At 69.5% G+C, this 17,891-nt stretch carries 18 protein-coding genes; 11 read left to right on the forward strand and 7 right to left on the reverse strand.

The genetic code is table 11. The features are described from left to right. Nucleotides 1-286: 286 nt before the first annotated feature. The 5 genes from VF330_RS34445 to VF330_RS34465 all read left to right on the forward strand — a co-directional run bounded on the left by VF330_RS34445 (nucleotide 287) and on the right by VF330_RS34465 (nucleotide 7,110). Complete coding sequence (locus VF330_RS34445; RefSeq protein WP_319973463.1) at nucleotides 287-1,264, forward strand: ABC transporter permease; 978 nt, start codon at nucleotides 287-289, stop codon at nucleotides 1,262-1,264. Between the two features lie 16 nt (nucleotides 1,265-1,280). Continuing rightward, nucleotides 1,281-2,258 carry an ABC transporter permease gene (locus VF330_RS34450; RefSeq protein ID WP_330855909.1) on the forward strand — a complete coding sequence of 326 codons (978 nt, stop codon included), beginning with the start codon at nucleotides 1,281-1,283 and terminating at the stop codon, nucleotides 2,256-2,258. Continuing rightward, nucleotides 2,258-4,387 (forward strand): ABC transporter ATP-binding protein, encoded by a 2,130-nt coding sequence (locus VF330_RS34455; RefSeq protein ID WP_330855910.1) that lies wholly within the window; start codon nucleotides 2,258-2,260, stop codon nucleotides 4,385-4,387. Before VF330_RS34450 ends, VF330_RS34455 begins: the two co-directional genes overlap by 1 nt. A gap of 80 nt (nucleotides 4,388-4,467) precedes the next feature. Then, nucleotides 4,468-6,162: an ABC transporter family substrate-binding protein gene (locus VF330_RS34460; protein ID WP_330855911.1), complete on the forward strand. Its 1,695-nt coding sequence runs from the start codon at nucleotides 4,468-4,470 to the stop codon at nucleotides 6,160-6,162. A 69-nt stretch (nucleotides 6,163-6,231) separates the two neighbouring features. Continuing rightward, nucleotides 6,232-7,110, forward strand: a complete 879-nt coding sequence (locus VF330_RS34465) for a hypothetical protein (protein WP_330855912.1) — start codon at nucleotides 6,232-6,234, stop codon at nucleotides 7,108-7,110. Here the strand turns inward: VF330_RS34465 and VF330_RS34470 are convergent. Both VF330_RS34470 and ligD read right to left on the reverse strand, forming a co-directional pair. Next, nucleotides 7,107-8,045, reverse strand: a complete 939-nt coding sequence (locus tag VF330_RS34470) for an ATP-dependent DNA ligase (RefSeq protein WP_330855913.1) — start codon at nucleotides 8,043-8,045, stop codon at nucleotides 7,107-7,109. The two genes, VF330_RS34465 and VF330_RS34470, sit on opposite strands and share 4 nt — an antisense overlap. Beyond that, the gene (gene ligD / locus VF330_RS34475) at nucleotides 8,035-8,979 is read right to left on the reverse strand and encodes a non-homologous end-joining DNA ligase (protein WP_330855914.1); all 945 of its coding nucleotides are present in this window, start codon (nucleotides 8,977-8,979) and stop codon (nucleotides 8,035-8,037) included. The genes VF330_RS34470 and ligD overlap by 11 nt, the downstream gene beginning before the upstream one ends. A 60-nt stretch (nucleotides 8,980-9,039) precedes the next feature. Here ligD and VF330_RS34480 point away from each other — a divergent pair, with 60 nt between their 5' ends. Next, nucleotides 9,040-9,681, forward strand: a complete 642-nt coding sequence (locus VF330_RS34480) for a maleylpyruvate isomerase N-terminal domain-containing protein (protein ID WP_330855915.1) — start codon at nucleotides 9,040-9,042, stop codon at nucleotides 9,679-9,681. 10 nt (nucleotides 9,682-9,691) lie between these two features. Here the strand turns inward: VF330_RS34480 and VF330_RS34485 are convergent, their stop codons facing one another. Then, a complete protein-coding gene (locus VF330_RS34485) occupies nucleotides 9,692-10,051 on the reverse strand; it encodes a DUF5997 family protein (RefSeq protein ID WP_330855940.1) in 360 nt (119 codons plus the stop codon). Between the two features lie 56 nt (nucleotides 10,052-10,107). Between VF330_RS34485 and VF330_RS34490 the strand changes: the two genes are divergently transcribed. Continuing rightward, a complete protein-coding gene (locus VF330_RS34490; RefSeq protein ID WP_330855916.1) occupies nucleotides 10,108-10,803 on the forward strand; it encodes a substrate-binding domain-containing protein in 696 nt (231 codons plus the stop codon). A gap of 6 nt (nucleotides 10,804-10,809) precedes the next feature. On the opposite strand, the gene VF330_RS34495 is transcribed toward VF330_RS34490, so the two are convergent. Further along, complete coding sequence (locus tag VF330_RS34495; protein WP_330855917.1) at nucleotides 10,810-11,223, reverse strand: YciI family protein; 414 nt, start codon at nucleotides 11,221-11,223, stop codon at nucleotides 10,810-10,812. A gap of 126 nt (nucleotides 11,224-11,349) precedes the next feature. Here VF330_RS34495 and VF330_RS34500 point away from each other — a divergent pair, with 126 nt between their 5' ends. Both VF330_RS34500 and VF330_RS34505 read left to right on the forward strand, forming a co-directional pair. Further along, entirely contained in the window at nucleotides 11,350-11,742 is a 393-nt protein-coding gene (locus VF330_RS34500; RefSeq protein ID WP_330855918.1) for a CoA-binding protein, read from the forward strand. Between the two features lie 78 nt (nucleotides 11,743-11,820). After that, nucleotides 11,821-12,711 carry a ParB/RepB/Spo0J family partition protein gene (locus tag VF330_RS34505; RefSeq protein WP_330855919.1) on the forward strand — a complete coding sequence of 297 codons (891 nt, stop codon included), beginning with the start codon at nucleotides 11,821-11,823 and terminating at the stop codon, nucleotides 12,709-12,711. 7 nt (nucleotides 12,712-12,718) lie between these two features. Here the strand turns inward: VF330_RS34505 and VF330_RS34510 are convergent, their stop codons facing one another. Then, a complete protein-coding gene (locus VF330_RS34510; RefSeq protein ID WP_330855920.1) occupies nucleotides 12,719-13,831 on the reverse strand; it encodes a helix-turn-helix transcriptional regulator in 1,113 nt (370 codons plus the stop codon). A gap of 110 nt (nucleotides 13,832-13,941) precedes the next feature. On the opposite strand from VF330_RS34510, the gene VF330_RS34515 reads away from it, so the two are divergent. Further along, complete coding sequence (locus VF330_RS34515) at nucleotides 13,942-14,523, forward strand: NUDIX hydrolase (RefSeq protein WP_330855921.1); 582 nt, start codon at nucleotides 13,942-13,944, stop codon at nucleotides 14,521-14,523. Nucleotides 14,524-14,630: 107 nt separating this feature from the next. Here the strand turns inward: VF330_RS34515 and VF330_RS34520 are convergent, their stop codons facing one another. Continuing rightward, entirely contained in the window at nucleotides 14,631-14,882 is a 252-nt protein-coding gene (locus VF330_RS34520) for a hypothetical protein (protein ID WP_330855922.1), read from the reverse strand. After that, on the reverse strand, nucleotides 14,864-15,823 hold the full coding sequence (locus VF330_RS34525; protein ID WP_330855923.1) for a hypothetical protein: 960 nt from the start codon (nucleotides 15,821-15,823) through the stop codon (nucleotides 14,864-14,866). The genes VF330_RS34520 and VF330_RS34525 overlap by 19 nt, the downstream gene beginning before the upstream one ends. A gap of 239 nt (nucleotides 15,824-16,062) precedes the next feature. Here VF330_RS34525 and VF330_RS34530 point away from each other — a divergent pair, with 239 nt between their 5' ends. Then, nucleotides 16,063-17,886, forward strand: coding sequence for a S8 family serine peptidase (locus tag VF330_RS34530; RefSeq protein ID WP_330855924.1), 1,824 nt, complete (start codon nucleotides 16,063-16,065; stop codon nucleotides 17,884-17,886). Nucleotides 17,887-17,891: the final 5 nt, after the last annotated feature.

Below are 17,891 nucleotides of genomic sequence, written 5' to 3' on the forward strand. Positions count from 1 at the left end.
GGATGCGTCAGGGGCATCCGCGCCTCAACAGAACTTCGCGGCGAATACAGCGATCCGGACGCACAATGGTCACGCTTGGACACACAATTGACGAGAGTCAACTGTTGATGTGACTGTTCGCCCCGCCAATCGCCCACTCATGGGTGACTATGGCCCGGTCAGTGGGCCCCCGCGCAATGGTGGGGGTGGGCAGCGGTCCGCCGGATCGGCGGTTAATCTCTTGCAACTCGTCCACTGCAATCCAGTGCGCCGACGTCGCAACCACCGGGGAGAGGACTGAACACGGGTGGCCGGATTTCTGTTGCGGCGGTTGGTCAACTACGTGGTGCTCGCCCTCGTGGCGACGTTCCTCGCGTTCACGTTGGCCTCCGCCACCTTTGACCCGATCGGGGTGTTGCAGCAACGCAACCCACCGCCGCCCGCGGCGTCGATCGAGGCGAAGAAACGAGACCTCCACCTCGACCAGCCGATCCCGCAGCGGTTCGTCACGTGGATGGGCGGTGTGGTGCAGGGCGACTTCGGTCGCACGATCACCGACCGCCCGATCACCGACGAGCTCGGCCGGCGCATCGGCGTGAGTCTGAGGCTGTTCCTGCTCGGCATCACGATCGGCATCCTGTTCGGGGTGCTGCTCGGCGTGGTGAGCGCGATCAGGCAGTACAAGTTCAGCGACTACTTCGCGACCCTGTTCAGCTTCATACTGCTGTCCACGCCGGTGTTCGTGCTGGGCACGCTGCTGAAGATGGGTGCTCAGGGGATCAACGACTCGATCGGCTCGAACGTGCTGATCTTCGTCGGTGAGACCACACCCGGCTTCCAGGGCAACTGGTTCGAGCACCTCGGCGACCGGCTGCAGCACCTCATCGTGCCGACGCTCGCGATCGCACTCGGCCAGATCGCCTACTACAGCCGCTACCAGCGCTCGTCGATGCTCGACGTGCTCGGCAGCGACTTCCTGCGCACCGCCCAGGCGAAGGGCCTGACGCGCCGCAAGGCGTTGTTCAAGCACGGCCTGCGCACCGCGCTCATCCCGATGGCGACCCTGTTCGCGTTCGGTTTCGGCCTGCTCGTCGTCGGTGGCACGTTCACCGAGCGGATCTTCGGCTGGTTCGGCATGGGTGACTGGCTCGTCACCGGCATCTCGGCGCAGGACACGAACATCACCGCCACGGTGACGCTCTTCGTCGCGGTGTGCGTGCTGTTCTCCGGCTGGCTCGCCGACGTGCTGTACGCCGCGCTCGACCCCCGAATCCGCGTGAACTAGGCAAGGTGACGACGACGTGACCGTGATCCTCAACGAGGGCGACGCCGCCGGAACCACCGGCGCCGCCTCCGGTGGCCCCGTCGACGCGGCGCCCGAACCGGGCAAGGCGATGACGCGCGGCAGGCTGGTGCTGATCCGCTTCGCCCGGAACAAGCTGGCGCTGGTCGGCCTGGTGATCATCGTCGGGATGTACCTGATGGCGTTCGTGGGCCCGCTGCTGTCGAAGTGGACCTACGACCAGCAGGACTACTCGGCGTTCCTGGAGCCCCCGTACGCCGAGCACATCTTCGGCACCGACAAGATCGGTACCGACATGTTCGCGCTGACCATGCGCGGACTGCAGAAGTCGTTGATCATCGGCCTGCTCGTGGCGCTGATCTCGACGACCGTCGCGGCCATCGTCGGCGCGGCGGCGGGCTACTTCCTCGGAGTCGCCGACAAGGCGCTCATGTGGCTCGTCGACCTGCTGCTGGTGCTGCCGTCGTTCCTGATCATCGCGATCCTGAGCCCGTGGTTCCGCGGCAAGTCGTGGTTCCTGCTGGTGCTCATGCTCGCGGCGTTCCAGTGGATGATCACCGCCCGCATCGTGCGCGGCATGACGCTGACGCTGAAGGAGCGCGAGTTCGTCAAGGCGGCCAAGTTCATGGGCCAGCCCGCGCGCAAGATCATCGCCAAGCACATCGTGCCGAACATGGCGTCGCTGCTGATCATCGACGCGACCATCAACGTCGGCTCGGCGGTGCTCGCCGAGACGGGCCTGAGCTACTTCGGGTTCGGCGTGCAGTCGCCCGACGTCTCGCTCGGCACGCTGATCGGCGGCAACGCCGAGTCCGCGACGACCTTCCCGTGGCTGTTCCTGTTCCCGGCGGGCTTCCTCGTCGTGTTCGTGCTGGCGGTCAACTGGGTCGGCGACGGCCTGCGTGACGCGCTCGACCCCACCTCCACGCGCGTGCGCCGCAAGGAGAAGAAGGACACCAAGGAGAAGGCCGCCTGATGACCACCTCGGAGCTCCAGTTCGACACGCCGTCCGACCGTGTCGTCGAGGGACCGGTTCTGCAGGTCGAAGACCTCCACGTGTCCTTCCCCAGCGAGGCCGGCCGCGTGCGGGCCGTGCGCGGCCTGAGCTACCAGGTCTCGCCCGGCGAGGTCCTCGGCATCGTCGGCGAGTCCGGCTCGGGCAAGTCCGTGTCGTCGCTCGCCGTCATGGGCCTGCTGCCGTCCTCGGCGCGCATCACCGGCTCGATCAAGTTCCAGGGCCGCGAGCTCATCGGCCAGAGCGACACCGACCTGTCGAGGATCCGCGGCCGCCGCATCTCGATGGTGTTCCAGGACCCGCTGTCCGCGCTGACGCCGGTCTACACCGTCGGCGACCAGATCGCCGAGGCGATCCTGGTGCACAAGAAGGGCTCGGTGTCGAAGTCCGCCGCCGCCAAGCGCGCGGTGGAGCTGCTCGACCTCGTCGGCATCCCGAACGCGGCCGAGCGCGCCAAGGCGTTCCCGCACGAGTTCTCCGGCGGCATGCGGCAGCGCGCGGTGATCGCGATGGCGATCGCCAACGACCCGGACCTGATCATCGCCGACGAGCCGACCACCGCGCTCGACGTGACGGTGCAGGCCCAGGTGCTGCAGCTGCTCGAGACCGCGCAGGAGGTCACCGGCGCGGGCATCGTGATCATCACCCACGACCTCGGCGTCGTCGCCGGGTTCGCGGACCGGCTGATGGTCATGTACGCGGGCCGCGCCGTCGAGACCGGCCTGGTCGACGACATCTACCAGCAGCCGCGCATGCCGTACACGCTCGGCCTGCTCGGCTCGATCCCGCGCCTCGACGTCAGCGAGAAGCAGGCGCTGGTGCCGATCAAGGGCCAGCCGCCGTCGCTCACGGACCTGCCCCCGGGCTGCCCGTTCGCGCCGCGCTGCCCGATGGTCGTCGACGCCTGCCACACCGCCGAACCGCCGCTCGTGGACGTGGACGGCTCGGCGGAGCACCACGCCGCGTGCATCCGCACCAACGAGATCGCCGCGACCGACGCCGAGGGCGCCGAGGCCGCGGTCGAGATCTTCGGTGCCGAGGTGGCCGACGAGCCCGAGGTCGCGAAGATCCCGCGCGAGCAGCGCGAGGTCGTGCTGGGGCTCGACCAGCTCGTCAAGGAGTACGCGGTCAACAAGGGCGTGGTGTTCAAGCGCCGCGTCGGCACCGTGCACGCGGTCGACGGCATCACGTTCGACATCCGCGAGGGCGAGACGCTCGGCCTCGTCGGCGAGTCGGGCTGCGGCAAGACCACGACGCTGATGGAGATCCTCAATCTCCAGAAGCCCATGGGCGGCGAGATCTCCGTGCTCGGCACGAAGTCGTCCGAAGTGGACGCCAAGCGCCGCTTCGCGATCCGCCGCGACATGTCCGTGGTGTTCCAGGACCCGATGGCGTCGCTCGACCCGCGACTGACGATCCACGACTGCATCGCCGAGCCGATGCAGGTCCACGGCTACTCCAAGGACGACATCAACCGGCGCGTGCCGGAGCTGATGCGGCTCGTCGGCCTGCGCCCCGAGCAGCTCTCGCGCTACCCCGGCGAGTTCTCCGGCGGTCAGCGCCAGCGCATCGGCATCGCGCGGGCGCTCGCCCTCGAACCGAAGCTCGTCGTGCTCGACGAGCCCGTGTCGGCCCTGGACGTCTCCATCCAGGCGGGTGTCATCAACCTGCTGGAGGAGCTCAAGTCCAAGCTGGGCCTGGCCTACCTGTTCGTCGCCCACGACCTGTCGGTGGTGCGGCACATCGCGGACCGGGTGGCCGTCATGTACCTCGGGAAGATCATCGAGATCGGCGAGGTGGACTCGGTCTTCGAGTCGCCGCGCCACCCGTACACGCAGGCTCTGCTGTCGGCGATCCCGATCCCCGACCCCGTGAAGGAGCGCCAGCGGGAGAGGATCATCCTCACCGGCGACCTGCCGAGCCCGGCGAACCCGCCGTCCGGCTGTCGGTTCCGCACGCGCTGCTTCCTGCACGCGCAGCTGCCGCCCGAGAAGCAGCGCACGTGCATCGAGGTGGAACCACCGCGCGAGGTCCAGGCCCCCGACCACGAGGCCGCCTGCCACTTCGCCCAAGTCCGTCAGGTCCTCTGATGCATCCGTCGCTTCAGAAGACCTACGAAGGAACAGTGTCCCCGGCAACTGGTGTCCGGGCACGAGGGAGGTTCACGACAGTGAGTCGACGTACCACGGTGGGAGTGTCCGCGCTGGCCGCGGTCGTCCTCACGCTTACCGCGTGTGGGGGGCCCAGCAACAACAACGGCAACTCCGGCCTGAAGGGCGCGGACAACACGATCGGCCAGGCGGACATCAACCCGCAGGACGCGTCGAAGGTCAAGGACGGCGGCGAGTTCCGCTGGCCGGTCGACCAGTTGCCGGACAACTGGAACTACAACCAGCTCGACGGCACCAACGCCGACGGCCGCCGCATGATCGACACGGTGATGCCGAACCTGTTCAAGCAGAAGCCGGACGCGACGTTCGAGGTCAACAAGGACTACCTCGACGACGCGAAGCTCGCTTCCAGCGACCCGCAGGTCCTCGAGTTCAAGATCAACTCGAAGGCCAAGTGGTCGGACGGCACCGCGCTGTCGTGGCAGGACTTCGAGGCGATGTGGAAGTCCCTCAACGGCACCGACAAGACCTTCGAGGTCGCCGGCAGCACCGGCTACGAGGACATCGAGAAGGTCGAGAAGGGCGCCACCGACCAGGACGTCAAGGTCACCTTCAAGAAGAAGTTCGCCGAGTGGAAGGGCATCTTCTCGCCCCTCTACCCGAAGGCGATGTCCTCCTCCGCCGAGGAGTTCAACAAGGGCTGGGCCGACGCGCCGAAGATCACTGGTGGCCCGTTCAAGATCGGCACGATCGACCGCACCGGCAAGACCGTGACGGTCGTGCAGGACCCGGCGTGGTGGGGCGAGAAGCCGAAGCTCGAGAAGATCACGTTCCGCCAGGTCGACCGCACCGCGCTCGCGGACGCGCTCGCCAACGGCCAGATCGACTTCTTCGACATCGGCTCGAGCGTCGACAACTTCGCCAAGGCGAAGTCGATGCAGGGTGTGACGATCCGCCAGGCGATCACGCCGGACTACTCGCACATCACCTTCAACGGTGCGGACTCCTCGATCCTCAAGGACCCGAAGCTCCGCGTCGCGCTGACCAAGGGCATCGACACCAAGGTCATCACCAAGGCGCTGCTCGGCCAGATGCTGAAGGGTGACGCGCAGGTCACCGGCAACCACTTCTTCCTGCTCGGCTCCGCCGGCTACAAGGACAACTCGTCCGTCGCCGCGTTCGACAAGGAAGCCGCGAAGAAGCAGCTCGACGACCTGGGCTGGAAGCTCGAGGGCGAGACCCGCAAGAAGGACGGCAAGGAGCTCGTGGTCCGGTACGTCATCCCGACGCCGAACCCCGTCTCGGACCAGATCGCGAAGCTCGTGCAGTCGCAGCTCAAGGAGATCGGCGCCAAGGTCGACATCAACGCCGTCCCCTCGACCGACTTCTTCAAGCAGTACGTCAACGTCGGCAACTTCGACATGACCGGCTTCCGCTGGCTGGCCTCGGCCACGCCCGTCTCGGACAGCAAGGGCATCTACTACCTCGACCCGGCCAGCACCAACCAGAACTACGGCCGCATCGGTTCGGAAGAGGTCAACAAGCTGCTCGACCAGGCCGTCGGCGAGCTCGACGACACCAAGCGCCTGGAGCTGGCCAACGAGGCCGACAAGAAGATCTGGGAGCTGGGCCACCAGCTGCCGCTCTACCAGCTGCCCGGCGCGGTCGCGGTGAAGAGCAACGTCGCCAACTTCGGTGCCGTGGCCTACGCGAACCGTCCGTACGACTACATCCACATGGGCTTCACCGGATGATGTTCGGTTAGCTGTCGAACGGCCCGGCGGGTCTCCCGCCGGGCCGTTTCTTTCTGTCTGGAGCTCCTCGTGCCGCGTTCCCGGGTCCGTGCGTTGCGCCACGGCGTTCTCGCCACGGCGATCGTGCTGTTCGTCTGCCTCGTCGTGGCCGTGCTGTCATGGCTGTCCTATTCGGACGGTCGCGCGCGGCTGTCCGCGTTGACCTCACGTGATGTCGGCTCTGTGGTGTCGTTCGCCGACGGCGCGGTCGAGGTGCGGTGGCCGTCGGGGTCGGCGCGCGTGCCGTACGAGAACGGCGCGCGGTTCGTGGGGCGGCAGACCCAGGTGGCGTTCGACCCGGCCGACCCGTCGCGGGCGGTGATCCCCGGTTCGGACCTGTTCCTGGAGATCGACCGGTCGCTGGGCGGCGTGACGTTCTCGATCGCGGTGGCGCTGCTGGTGCTCGTCGCCGGCGGGGTGCGGGTGCTGCTGGCGCGCAGGTCGGTGCGGGCCCCGGCGGTCACGGCGTCCGTGCGGCGGATCCGGTTGCAGTCGGGCCTGATGGTGCGGTCGTGGCTGGAGATCGAGGGACGCACCGAGCGGTGGCTGCCCGTCTACTACGACCCGGTGCTCGTGACGTTGCCGTCGCCGGTGACCGTGGAGCTGCGCGGTGACCGAGTGGCCGTGGTAGACGGCGTGACGCTCTACCCGTCCGGTCGCGTCGTGACGAAGCACCCGCGCGGCCGGCGGCTCGACAACCCCGCGCAGCCCGACCCGGAGACGCGCGCCCCGCGCGGCCTGCTGGCCCAGCTGCGGGTCGACGCGGTGTTCATGGTGCCCGCGCCGTTCGTCGGCATCTTCTGGGCCTACCTGGACGGCAGCGGGTTCACCGGCTGGATCACCGCGACGGTGATCGCCGCCGTCCTGGGCCTGTGGTGGGGCGCTTTCCGCGGCTCCGACCCGTCCTAGCTCTGCTCCTCCGCCTCTTTCGCGCGCTTGCGGCGCTTGCCCTCGTGCATCGCGACGACGCGGGCGACCGGGATGGTGTGGCCCTCGGCGACGAGGTCGGCCGGCAGGCGTTGCGGCTTCGGCATGAGCTCGGTCCACGGGTCGCCGTCGAACCGCGTCCTGATCGTGAAGTCGGCCGGGGTGACGTCCCGCAACGACTCCCACGGCACGGGGAACGAGATCGGCAGGCCTTCGCGCAGCCGCGGGCTGTAGGCGGCGACGACGGTCGCGCCCCAGGCCCTGGTGGAGTCGAGGAAGACCTTCCCACCGCGTTCGGTCTTGATGTAGGCCGTGGTCGCGAGGTCGGGACCGAGCTTCTCCGCCCGCGCCGCCACCGCGCGCGTCGCCGCCGCCACGTCGTCGGGGGAGTGCTCCTCCAGCGGCACGAAGACGTGCACGCCCTTGGCACCGCTGGTCTTCACCGCGCCCTCCAGGCCGGCCTGCGCGAGCGCCTCGCGGATCAGGTGCGCCGCGCCGACCACGACGTCGAAGCCGGCGCCCTCCGGCGGGTCGACGTCGAGGACCATGTGGGTCTGGTGGTGGTCGTCGCCGAAGTGGTCGCCCAGGTAGAGCGGCACGTGGTACTCGACCGCGCGCTGGTTCGCGAACCACATCAGCGTCCGCTCGTCGTCGCAGATCGCGTACCTGATCTTGCGGTGCGAGGCCTCCGCCCAGACCTCGACGGTCTTCACGAAGGACGGCGTGTACTTCGGGACGTTCTTCTGCATGAACGGGTCCTGGCCGCGCAGGATCCGCCACACCGACAGCTGCCGCCCGGCGAGCACCGGCACGAACCGGTCGGCGACGAAGTCCAGGTACTCCACCAGGTCGCCCTTGAGCAGCCCGCCGAACAGCGGCTGGTCGAGCGACGAGAACTTGACCGGGTCACTGCTCATCGGGCACCTCGAGCTCGTCGCGGGCGGCCCACTCCAGCAGCGGCTCGATCGACCAGACCGCGTCGTCGATCCCGGCGTGCAGGTCGCCCAGTTCGGCATAGCGCTTCGGCACGGTCGCGATGGTGAACTCGCGCGGGTCGACGTCCGGGACCTCGTCCCAGCGGATCGGCGTCGACACCGTCGCCTCGGGGACGCCCCGCACCGAGTAGGCGCTCGCGATCGTGCGGTCACGCGTGTTCTGGTTGTAGTCCACGAACACCAGCTCCGGGTCGCGGTCCTTGCGCCACCACGTGGTCTCGACGTCGTCGGGCGCGCGCCGTTCGACCTCGTGCGCGAACGCCAGCGCCGCCTTGCGCACGTCCTGGAAACCGTGGTCCGGCCTGATCCGCACGTAGATGTGCAGCCCCTTCGAGCCGGACGTCTTCGGGAACCCGGTCGCGCCCAGCTCGGCCAGCACCTCCTGCACCACCAGCGCCACCCGCCGGACGCGGTCGAACGAGCACTCCGGTCCCGGGTCGAGGTCGATGCGCCACTCGTCGGGCTTCTCGGTGTCGGCCGCCCGCGAGTTCCACGGGTGGAACTCCACAGTGGACATCTGCACGGCCCAGATGACGTCGGCGAGGTGCGTGACGCTCAGCTCGTCGGCATGGCGGTTGTAGCGCGGGAAGTGCACGCGCACCGTCCGCACCCACGGCGGCGCGCCGTTCGGCAGCCGCTTCTGGTGCACCTTCTCGCCCGTCACGCCCTCGGGGAACCGGTGCAGCATGCACGGCCGCTCCCGCAGCGCCCGGACGATGCCGTCGCCGACGGACAGGTAGTAGTGCGCGAGATCCAACTTCGTCTCGCCGCGCGCCGGGAAGTAGACGCGGTCGGGGTTGGAGATCCGCACGACGCGGTCCTCGACCTCGAGCTCGACAGCCGGAGACTTGCCCATGCGGCCCAACCTAACCCGTTGCAGGCGTTTTCTCAGTGCAACGCCGGGTAGGTTGCGATCGTGGACCTGTTCTCGCGCTCGTTGTCCGATCTGCTCGACACGGTGTCCGGCCTGACCGACGACGACTTCGTGAGACCGTCCGGGTGCGACGGCTGGCTGGTGCGCGACCTGGTGTGCGACCTCGTCGTCGACGCGCAGGACGTGCTGATCACGCTGGTGACGCCCACCGCCGACCCCGTCACGCACGACGCCGTGAGCTACTGGAAGGTCGCGCACGAGCGGTCCGAAGACCCGCTGGCGGCGCTGACCGTGCGGCTCGCTGCCGCCTACGGCGAGCCGTGGCTGCTGAAGCACCACGTCGACGACGTGGGCAGGGCGGCGGTGCGCGCGGCCCAGCTGGCCGACCCGACGCTCAAGGTGAGCACCCAGGACATGGTGCTGTGCACGTCGGGCTACCTCGGCGCCTACGTGTGGGAGTGGACGCTGCACCACCTGGACCTGGTGGCGCACCTGCCCCACCTGGCCGGACCGCCCGCAGACACGCTCGCCCGGTGCCGCGAGATGCTCGACCGGATCGCCGGGCCGTTCCCCGCGGCGTGGTCCGACGTGGACGTGCTGCTCGTGGGAACGGGACGGCGCGCCCCGGCCGAGCGGGAGCGCGCCGCGCTGGGAGACCTGCGGGTCCCCGTCGTGCTGGGCTGATCCTCCCGGGTCAGTCCTGCTCCTCGGCGCGCGCCTTCTCCGCCAGGCGCGCCTCCTCGGCCTTGAACTCCTTGTAGGTCGCGCGTTCCTTCACGAGCCAGTCCGGGTTCTCGTCCTTGATCGCGTTGATCTGCTCGGTGGTGAGGGCCTCGGTGAGGCCCGCGCGCACGAGGCCCGACGTGGAGATGCCCAGCTTCTGCGCGATCAGCTGCTTGGGGTGCGGGCCGTTGCGGCGCAGGTCGCGCAGCCACTCCGGCGGGTCGGTCTGGAGCTCGGTCAGCTCGTCGCGCGACACGACGCCCGCCTGGAACTCCTCGGGGGTGGCCTCGAGGTACACGCCCAGCTTCTTCGCTGCGGTGGCGGGTTTCATGGTCTGCTGCGACTTCATGCGAAAAGGGTAACGGGCTCGTCCGGTAGCCTCGGCACGTGACCGGATCGTTCACGCTCGCGTACGTCCCAGGCGTGACGCCGGGCAAGTGGGCGCGGGTCTGGCAGGAACGCCTGCCGGAGACCCCGCTGACCCTGGTGCAGGTGACCGCGGCCGAGGCCGCGGAGAAGGTGCGCTCGGGCGAGGCCGACGCCGCGCTGCTGCGGCTGCCCGGCGACCGCGAGGACCTGCACGCCATCCCGCTCTACACCGAGACGACCGTCGTCGTGCACCCGAAGGACCAGGAGCTCGCGGACGACCTGTCCGTCGACGACCTGGCCGGGCACGTCCTGTGGCAGCCGCTCGACGACACGCTGGAGTGGGCGTCGCCGCCCGGTCAGCCGCCGGTCGAACGGCCGGCGACCACCGCGGACGCCGTCGAGGTCGTCGCCGCCGGGGTGGGGCTGCTCGTGGTGCCGCAGTCGCTGGCCCGCCTGCACCACCGCAGGGACCTGGCGTACAAGACGCTCACGGACGCGCCCCAGTCGCGCGTGGCGCTGTCGTTCCCGATCCGCGACGAGAACCCCGAGCTGGTCGAGCACCTGATCGGCATCGTCCGCGGCCGCACGGTCAACAGCACCAGGGGGCCGCAGCAGGAGCCCGCGAAGAAGCCCCAGCAGCAGCGGCGGGGTTCCGCACCCCGGCAGCAGCAGAAGCCGCCGCCCAAGCGCGCGAAGGCCCGCCGCGGTCGCTGAGCCGCCTCACTGCCCGAGCTGCTCGCGCAGGCGCTCCTCCTGGGCCTGGGTCTCCGGCGTCACGACGCCCTCGAACGCCTCGGGGCCGTGGATCTGGCGGATCTCGACCTCACCGGTCTGGAACGGGGCCTTCTTCAGCCACTCCACGGCGTCCTGCAGCGACGGCAGCTCCCAGATCCAGAAGCCGGCGATCAGCTCCTTGGTCTCGGCGAACGGCCCGTCGGTCACCGTCGTGGCGCCCTTGCCGTCGAACGCGACCCGCGCGCCCTTCGCGCTCGGGTAGAGGCCGTCGCCCGCGAGCATCACCCCGGCCTTGACGAGCTCCTCGTTGTAGTCGCCCATCGCCGTCAGCTCGGCGGCGGTGGGCAGCACGCCGTTCTCGGTGTCCTCGTTCGCCTTGACGATGACCATGAACCGCATCTCGATCTCCTCTGTCCGGATGTCGTCCGTTTCCACCCACGCGTCGATCGGCCGGGCGGGCTTTCGACAGGCGAGTCGTGATTGTGACCGGCGTCACAAACCGACGTGAGGACTACGCTCGGGGACATGCGCGAAGACGTCGACTGGATCCTCGAGAACTGCCAGGTCTGGGCCATCGTCGGGCTGTCGGACAACCCGTCCCGCGCGGCCCACGGCGTCGCCCGGTTCCTCCAGGAACGCGGCAAGAAGATCGTGCCGGTGCACCCGTCGGCCGAGACCGTGCACGGCGAGCAGGGCTACGCGACCCTGGCGGACATCCCGTTCGAGGTGGACGTCGTCGACGTGTTCCGCCGCTCCGAGGACGCGGGCCAGTTCGCCGACGAGGCCGTCGCGATCGGCGCGAAGGCCGTGTGGTTCCAGCTCGGCGTGGTCGACGACGACGCCTACCGCCGGGCCAAGGACGCCGGGCTGCACATGGTGATGGACGTCTGTCCCGCGATCGAGTGGCGCACCCGTTGAACGACTGGCTAGCCTGACCGGATCGTCCGCGGACAAATGGGGGTTTCGCGGACAGTCAGCCTGGGGGCTTGGTTTCGCATGCTCGTCGACATCAAAGCGTTGCGCCCGGCGGAGTCGCCACGACTCAGCGGCTGCGACGAGGAGTTCGTCCGTTCACTGGCGTCGTCCGGCGCCCACCTGCCACCGATCGTGGTGCACCGCGCGACCATGAGGGTCGTCGACGGCACCCACCGCCTGAAGGCGGCCGCGTTGCGCGGATGCCGGTCCGTCGAGGTCGAGTACGTCGACGGACCGGCGGAGGACGTCTTCCGCCTGTCCGTGTCCCTGAACCTGCCGACGTTGTCGACCGCCGACCGCGAGGCCGCGGCACGGCGGCTGCTGCGGTCGCACCCGCGGCGGTCCGACCGCGCCATCGCGGCCTCGACCGGTCTGGCGGCCAAGTCCGTCGGCGTGCTGCGGCGCGCGGTGGGCGGCCAGGCCGCGGTGCGGGTGGGCCGCGACGGCAAGGTCCGCCCGGTCAACTCCGCCGCGGGCCGCCGCCTGGCCGGGCAGGTGATCAGCGAACGCCCCGAGGCCTCGCTGCGCGACATCGCCCGGCTGGCCGGGGTGTCGCCCGGCACCGTCCGCGACGTGCGGCGCCGTCTGGACGCGGGCCTCGACCCCGTGCCGGAACGGATGCGGGCCGCGGAACGCGCCGAGGTGCCGGCGCCGCGGACCGGGGTGCGCACACCCGAGGCCACCCTGCCGGTGCTGCGGCGCGACCCGTCGGTGCGCTTCACCGAACACGGGCGGGTGGCCCTGCGGTGGCTGGAGGTTCACGCCGTGTCGCAGGGGGAGTGGGGCGCGGTCGTCGCCGGGATGCCGTCGCACTGCCGGGAGCTGGTGGCGGACCTGGCCCGCGGGTGCGCCGAGGCGTGGGTGGAGATGGCGGAAGCGCTGGAACAGGAGAACCGGCGCACCGCCGTCTAGAACTGTTCTAGGAGAACAGGATCTCCCTGATCTCACCCGCCACCTCGCGCCCGGCCGCCGGACGCAGCCGCGACAGCAGCTTGCTGAACGCCGTCAGGTCGATGTGCACGGTCGCCGACTGCACCTGGCGGATGTCGTCGAGCAGTCCGGCGGCCAGGTCGCACGCGTGGTCGACCTCACCGGCCTCGGCGTGGGCGAGCGCGCGGCGCAGGCCGAACCGGGTGCGGGCGCGCAGGGCGGTGGGGGCGATCAACGGCAGCTGGACGTCCAGGATCTCGGCCGCTTCCGCGTGGCGGCCGAGGTCGTGGAACGCCCAGGCGCGCGTGATCGCCACCTGGTCGACCAGACTCGTCGACCCGTAAGGGGATTCGCTGACCGTCCGGCTCAGCTCGGCCGCGCGGTCGAGGGCCTCCTCGCAGCGCAGCTCGTCGCCCGCGAGCGCGTAGCCCTGTGCTTCCCGTTGCGCCGCACCGGCTTGCACGGCGGGGGAACGGGACTTGCCCGCCAGTCGCGAAAGCCGGACCGTCGCGTGCGCGTCTCCCTTGTACAGGGCGAACTCCGCCTGGCGCACCAGCGCCCACGCCTCCAGCTCCCGGTCGCCGCCCTTCGCCGCGTAGAGGACCGCGCGCCTGGTCAGCTCGGCGGCGGAGGCGTCGTCGCCGCGTTCCTGTTCCATCCAGCCCGCGTACTCGGCGAACTTGGCCGCCAGCAACCACAGCGCCCGGCCGAGAGACAGGTCGTCGGCCGAGCGCGCCAGGTCGCTCAACGCGTCCAGCTGCGGGCGCAGGCCGGCGAGCACCACCTCCGGGCTGAGCCGGTGCCCCAGGGTGCGGTGGCCGTCGAACATCGAGTCGAAGGCGAGGAGCGTGGTGTGGTCGCTGGGAATCGGCCTGGCAGGGGCGTCCGCGAGCGCGATGAGCCGGCCGCCGGCGCCCAGTGCGTCGTCGAGGACCCTGGCCATTTCGGGGTTCGGCGCGACGTGGCCGTTCTCGATCTTGCTGAGGTGTCCCTTGCTGTAGGGGACCCTCGTGGTCATCTGATTGAGTGACAACCCGCGCTCGTTGCGCAGGCGGCGAACCTCCTGTGCGAACGTGGGCGACAACGGCTGCACCCCCTCCACGGCAGTGTGGAGGGGAAGAAACAACGAAACGGCGAATGTCCACGAATTGGCAATTCATTGACGATCAACTGGGGCCAACTGAAGCGGTGCGCGATGGTTCCATGTGAGTCATGGTGATGACGCGGTTCGACGAGGCGGCTGGTGTGGTGATGGTCTGGCAGCGCTTGACGACCAACGTGGTGCACCGGTCCCCGTGGTTCGAGGTCCGCGCGGACGACGTCGTGAGACCGGATGGCGGACACGGCACCTACACCCACGTCGTGGCGCCGGGTTCGGTCACGGTCCTCGCCATCCAGGACGACGACCAGGTCGTCCTGACCCGGCAGTGGATCTACACCCACGGCGGCACGGAGTGGCGGCTGCCCGGCGGCGCCGTCGACCGCGCCGACGCCGACCCGCTGGCCGCGGCACGTCGCGAGCTCGCGGAGGAGACGGGGCTGCGCGCGCGGTCGTGGGAGAGCCTCGGCCAGATCCACGGCGCGGACAGCCTCAGCAACCACGTCGACCACATCTTCCTCGCCACCGGCCTGACCCAGGGCGAGGCGGCCCTGGAACCGGGTGAGGCCGACCTGTGCGTGCGCACGATGCCGTTCTGCCGCGCGCTCGACCTGGTCCGCCAGGGCATGCTCCCGCACGCCGGCAGCTCGCACGCCCTGCTCGTGATGGCGCTGCGCCGCACGACCCAGAAATAGGGTTTTCCAGGGTTTCCTCATTTCGCTGGAAACAGGAAACCCGTTCTCATTCGACTGGCGGAGAGCCATTCTTGGTGCAACGGCGAGAACAACAGCCGGAAAGCCAGTCAGAATGAGAAGGTGAATTTCTCGATGAGAATGATCTGCTCACTCGCCACCGTCGTGAAGGTTGCCGCGATCTGCCTTTTCGTGGGATTCGTCGTCGGCACTTTCTTCATGGTCTCGGTGATCTGACGCGCATTCCGGACTGCGGTTCTCCCTGAGTCACCGAGGGAGGTGTCAGCCGTGGAACCGCACTTCTGCGAGAACTTCTGATCCTTGAGCTCCTGATCGTGAACGGTCAGTCGCGAGGCGTCCACTGCACGCCGTAGCCGCGGCCCTGACGAGGATGCGGGAACGAGACGTCGATCTCGCCGATCTCGTCGATGGGCAGCGACTTCGGCCAGGGCGTCAGATCATCGGTGTCGCGTGCCAGAGCCTCTTCGACGCGCCACACCGCTCCTGGCAGGTCGTCCCGGTCGAAGCGGACCCGCAACCGGAACGACTCGCACATCCGCTCTGGCCAGAACACGTAGGTGGGACGCATCGACTGTCCCCGCGGTACCCGCACCTCGAGTGCGAACTGGTGTGTTTGTCCCGCGTCGAGGGGGCGGGGCAACCGCAGCTTCATCAGGAAGCGCCGCGGGGACGGCCGTTCGTGGCCGATGAGCTCGACCCCGTGCAACACCTCCACGTCCAGATCCCCGGGAGCACCCTCGGGCGTGGGGGCCGGGATCGTGATGGACCACGCGATCTCGTTGACACCGTCGGTGTCGGCCACCACGGTCCGGCGCTCCGTGCACGCGGGCGTCGGACCGTCCAGCTTCAGCAGCGCGTCGAACTCCTTGACGTGCCAGAGTTCCGACGGCGCCACGTGCGTCGTCGAACCCGCCGGCTGCAGCGCCACCTCCACCAGGCGCTGCAGTCCGGCGTCCATCCTCCTGCGCACCGTCCGCGCGCCGCGGTCCTGTTGCCGCGCGAGCCATTCGATGCGTTCGTTGAGGAACCGGAACTGCGCTTCCTCGTGCAGTCCGAGCGGCGCCAGAACGGCGTTGCGGACCTCGACGGGGAATCCGCGCACCGCGTTCGCGACCCAGCCCTGGAGTTTCGTTCTCACGGCCTCCGCGCCGTCGGACTCCACCAGACCGCACACCTGGCGCAGCGCCGGACCGACGTGCAAGTCGATACCGGGAGTCTGCACACCGCGCCCACGGCACAACGTGCGCAGTTCTTCCATGAGCTGCTCAGGAGATACAGGCATCCGTCCTCCGCGCGGAAATGCGTTCCGTGGCATGTCGGGCATACCTGACCGGACGTTACTCCGGATGCACCATCCGGGTGAAAGTGAACGTACGTGGCCGAACGGAGTGGTCTGCACCGTCCGCATGGTGATCACCGCCGATCGACTGATGCCCCCGCTCGGTTGTGGACGGTAACGTGCTGATCACGGGCAGTGACGCCCTCCGGTCTCTGCCACCCCTGCCGATGGAGGTTGTTTTCTTGCTGCGCACACTAGTTTCGGCGTTATCGGCGTTCGCGCTGATCAGTGCGGTTCCCGCGGTCGCCGCACCGGCGGAGAGCGCTTACCTGCTGCAGTTCCGCGCCACCCTCTCCGACGCCCAGCGCCACCAGCTCCAGGGCCTCGGCGTGCGGCTCGGCGCGTTCGTCCAGGACGGCACGTACGTGGCGCGCATGACGGACACCGCGCGCGTCTCGCGGCTGGGCTACGTCAAGGACGTGCGCCCGTTCCAGGCGCAGCCGCGGATCGCGGCGCTCGGCGGCTCGTCCGCCTACCTGGTCACCCTGACCGGCCAGGACGCGCGCGACCAGCGGACCGTCGCCGCCAGGGTGAAGTCCCTGGGCGGCAGGGTGGACGTCATCTCCGCCAGCCGTGAGCACATCCTCGCCACACTCGACTCCGGCCAGGCCGCCCAGCTCGCGAAGCTGCCCGCCGTGCTCGCCATCGACCCGGTGTCCGCGCCGGAGACCGACATGGCGATCTCGCGCGAGTCGTCCGGCGCGAACCACGTCGAGGCCGTCGGCGGCTACCGCGGCCAAGGCGTGCGCGGCGAGGTCATGGACGGCGGTTTCCGCCTGACGCACCAGGAGTTCCAGGCGAAGCCCGCGCTCCAGCACACCACCAACTCGACGGACACCTCGCACGGCACCTCGACGTACGGCGAGATCTTCGCCTCCGGCGTGTCGTCCGCGCACCGCGGCCTGCTGCCGGAGGGCCAGGGCATCACGGCCGTCTACCAGCGCGGCGACCGCTACGCGCTGGCCGGTGAGCTCGTCGACCCGGCGGGGCGGTACCGGGCCGTGTTCCAGTCCAACAGCTGGGGCGACGCGCTCACCACGTCCTACAACTCGATCTCGCAGCAGATGGACAGGATCGTGTTCGACCACGACCTGCTGATCTGCCAGTCGCAGAGCAACGCCGGCACCCGCAGCTCCCGTCCCCAGGCGTGGGCGAAGAACGTGCTCTCGGTCGGCGGCCACTACCACTTCAACACCCTCGACCGGGCCGACGACAAGTGGAACAAGGGGGCGTCCATCGGCCCCGCCGCCGACGGCCGCATCAAGCCGGAGCTGTCGAACTACTACGACCGCATCGACACGACCTCGTCGGGCAGCGACTCGTCGTACACGGCGTCGTTCGGCGGCACGTCCGGCGCCACGCCGATCACCTGCGGCAACGCCGGTCTGCTGTTCCAGATGTGGGCGGACGGCGTCTTCGAGGGCGGCCCCGGCCAGGCCCGCGACGTCTTCGCCGCCCGCCCGCACGCGGCCACCGCGAAGGCCCTGCTGGTCAACACGGCCGACCAGCACCCGTTCAGCGGCACCGCGCACGACCAGACCCGCACCCACCAGGGCTGGGGCACCGCGTCCGTGCGCAACCTGTACGACCGCGCCAGGGCGGGCGGCTGGAAGCTGCCGGTCCTGGTGAACGAGACCGACCTCGTCACCACCGGCCAGACCCGCTCCTACACCGTCGAGTCCGACGGGCAGACGCCGCTGCGCGCGACGCTCGCCTACACCGACCCGGCCGGCTCGCCGACCGCGGCCAAGGCGACCGTCAACGACCTGACGCTGAAGGTCACCGCCCCCGACGGCACCGTCTACTGGGGCAACAACGGCCTGCTGGAGGGCAACTGGTCCACGCCCGGCGGCGTCGCCAACACGATCGACACCACCGAGAACGTCCTCGTCCAGGCACCCGCCGCGGGCACCTGGACGGTCGAGGTCGTCGCGACCGCCGTCAACGTCGACGGCCACGTCGAGACGAGCGAGACCGACGCCGACTACGCACTGGTCGTGTCGTAGGCGCC

It is taken from the genome of Lentzea sp. (assembly GCF_036380075.1).
Taxonomy (GTDB): Bacteria; Actinomycetota; Actinomycetes; order Mycobacteriales; family Pseudonocardiaceae; genus Lentzea.

What these genes read in the sequence shown, in the direction of transcription:
- VF330_RS34470 (WP_330855913.1), bottom strand. Translation starts at nt 8,045, where the DNA reads ATGAGCAGTGACCCGGTCAAGTTCTCGTCGCTCGACCAGCCGCTGTTC.
- VF330_RS34515 (WP_330855921.1), top strand. Translation starts at nt 13,942, where the DNA reads ATGGTGATGACGCGGTTCGACGAGGCGGCTGGTGTGGTGATGGTCTGG.
- VF330_RS34455 (WP_330855910.1), top strand. Translation starts at nt 2,258, where the DNA reads ATGACCACCTCGGAGCTCCAGTTCGACACGCCGTCCGACCGTGTCGTC.
- ligD (WP_330855914.1), bottom strand. Translation starts at nt 8,979, where the DNA reads ATGGGCAAGTCTCCGGCTGTCGAGCTCGAGGTCGAGGACCGCGTCGTG.
- VF330_RS34500 (WP_330855918.1), top strand. Translation starts at nt 11,350, where the DNA reads ATGCGCGAAGACGTCGACTGGATCCTCGAGAACTGCCAGGTCTGGGCC.
- VF330_RS34485 (WP_330855940.1), bottom strand. Translation starts at nt 10,051, where the DNA reads ATGAAACCCGCCACCGCAGCGAAGAAGCTGGGCGTGTACCTCGAGGCC.
- VF330_RS34495 (WP_330855917.1), bottom strand. Translation starts at nt 11,223, where the DNA reads ATGCGGTTCATGGTCATCGTCAAGGCGAACGAGGACACCGAGAACGGC.
- VF330_RS34525 (WP_330855923.1), bottom strand. Translation starts at nt 15,823, where the DNA reads ATGCCTGTATCTCCTGAGCAGCTCATGGAAGAACTGCGCACGTTGTGC.
- VF330_RS34505 (WP_330855919.1), top strand. Translation starts at nt 11,821, where the DNA reads ATGCTCGTCGACATCAAAGCGTTGCGCCCGGCGGAGTCGCCACGACTC.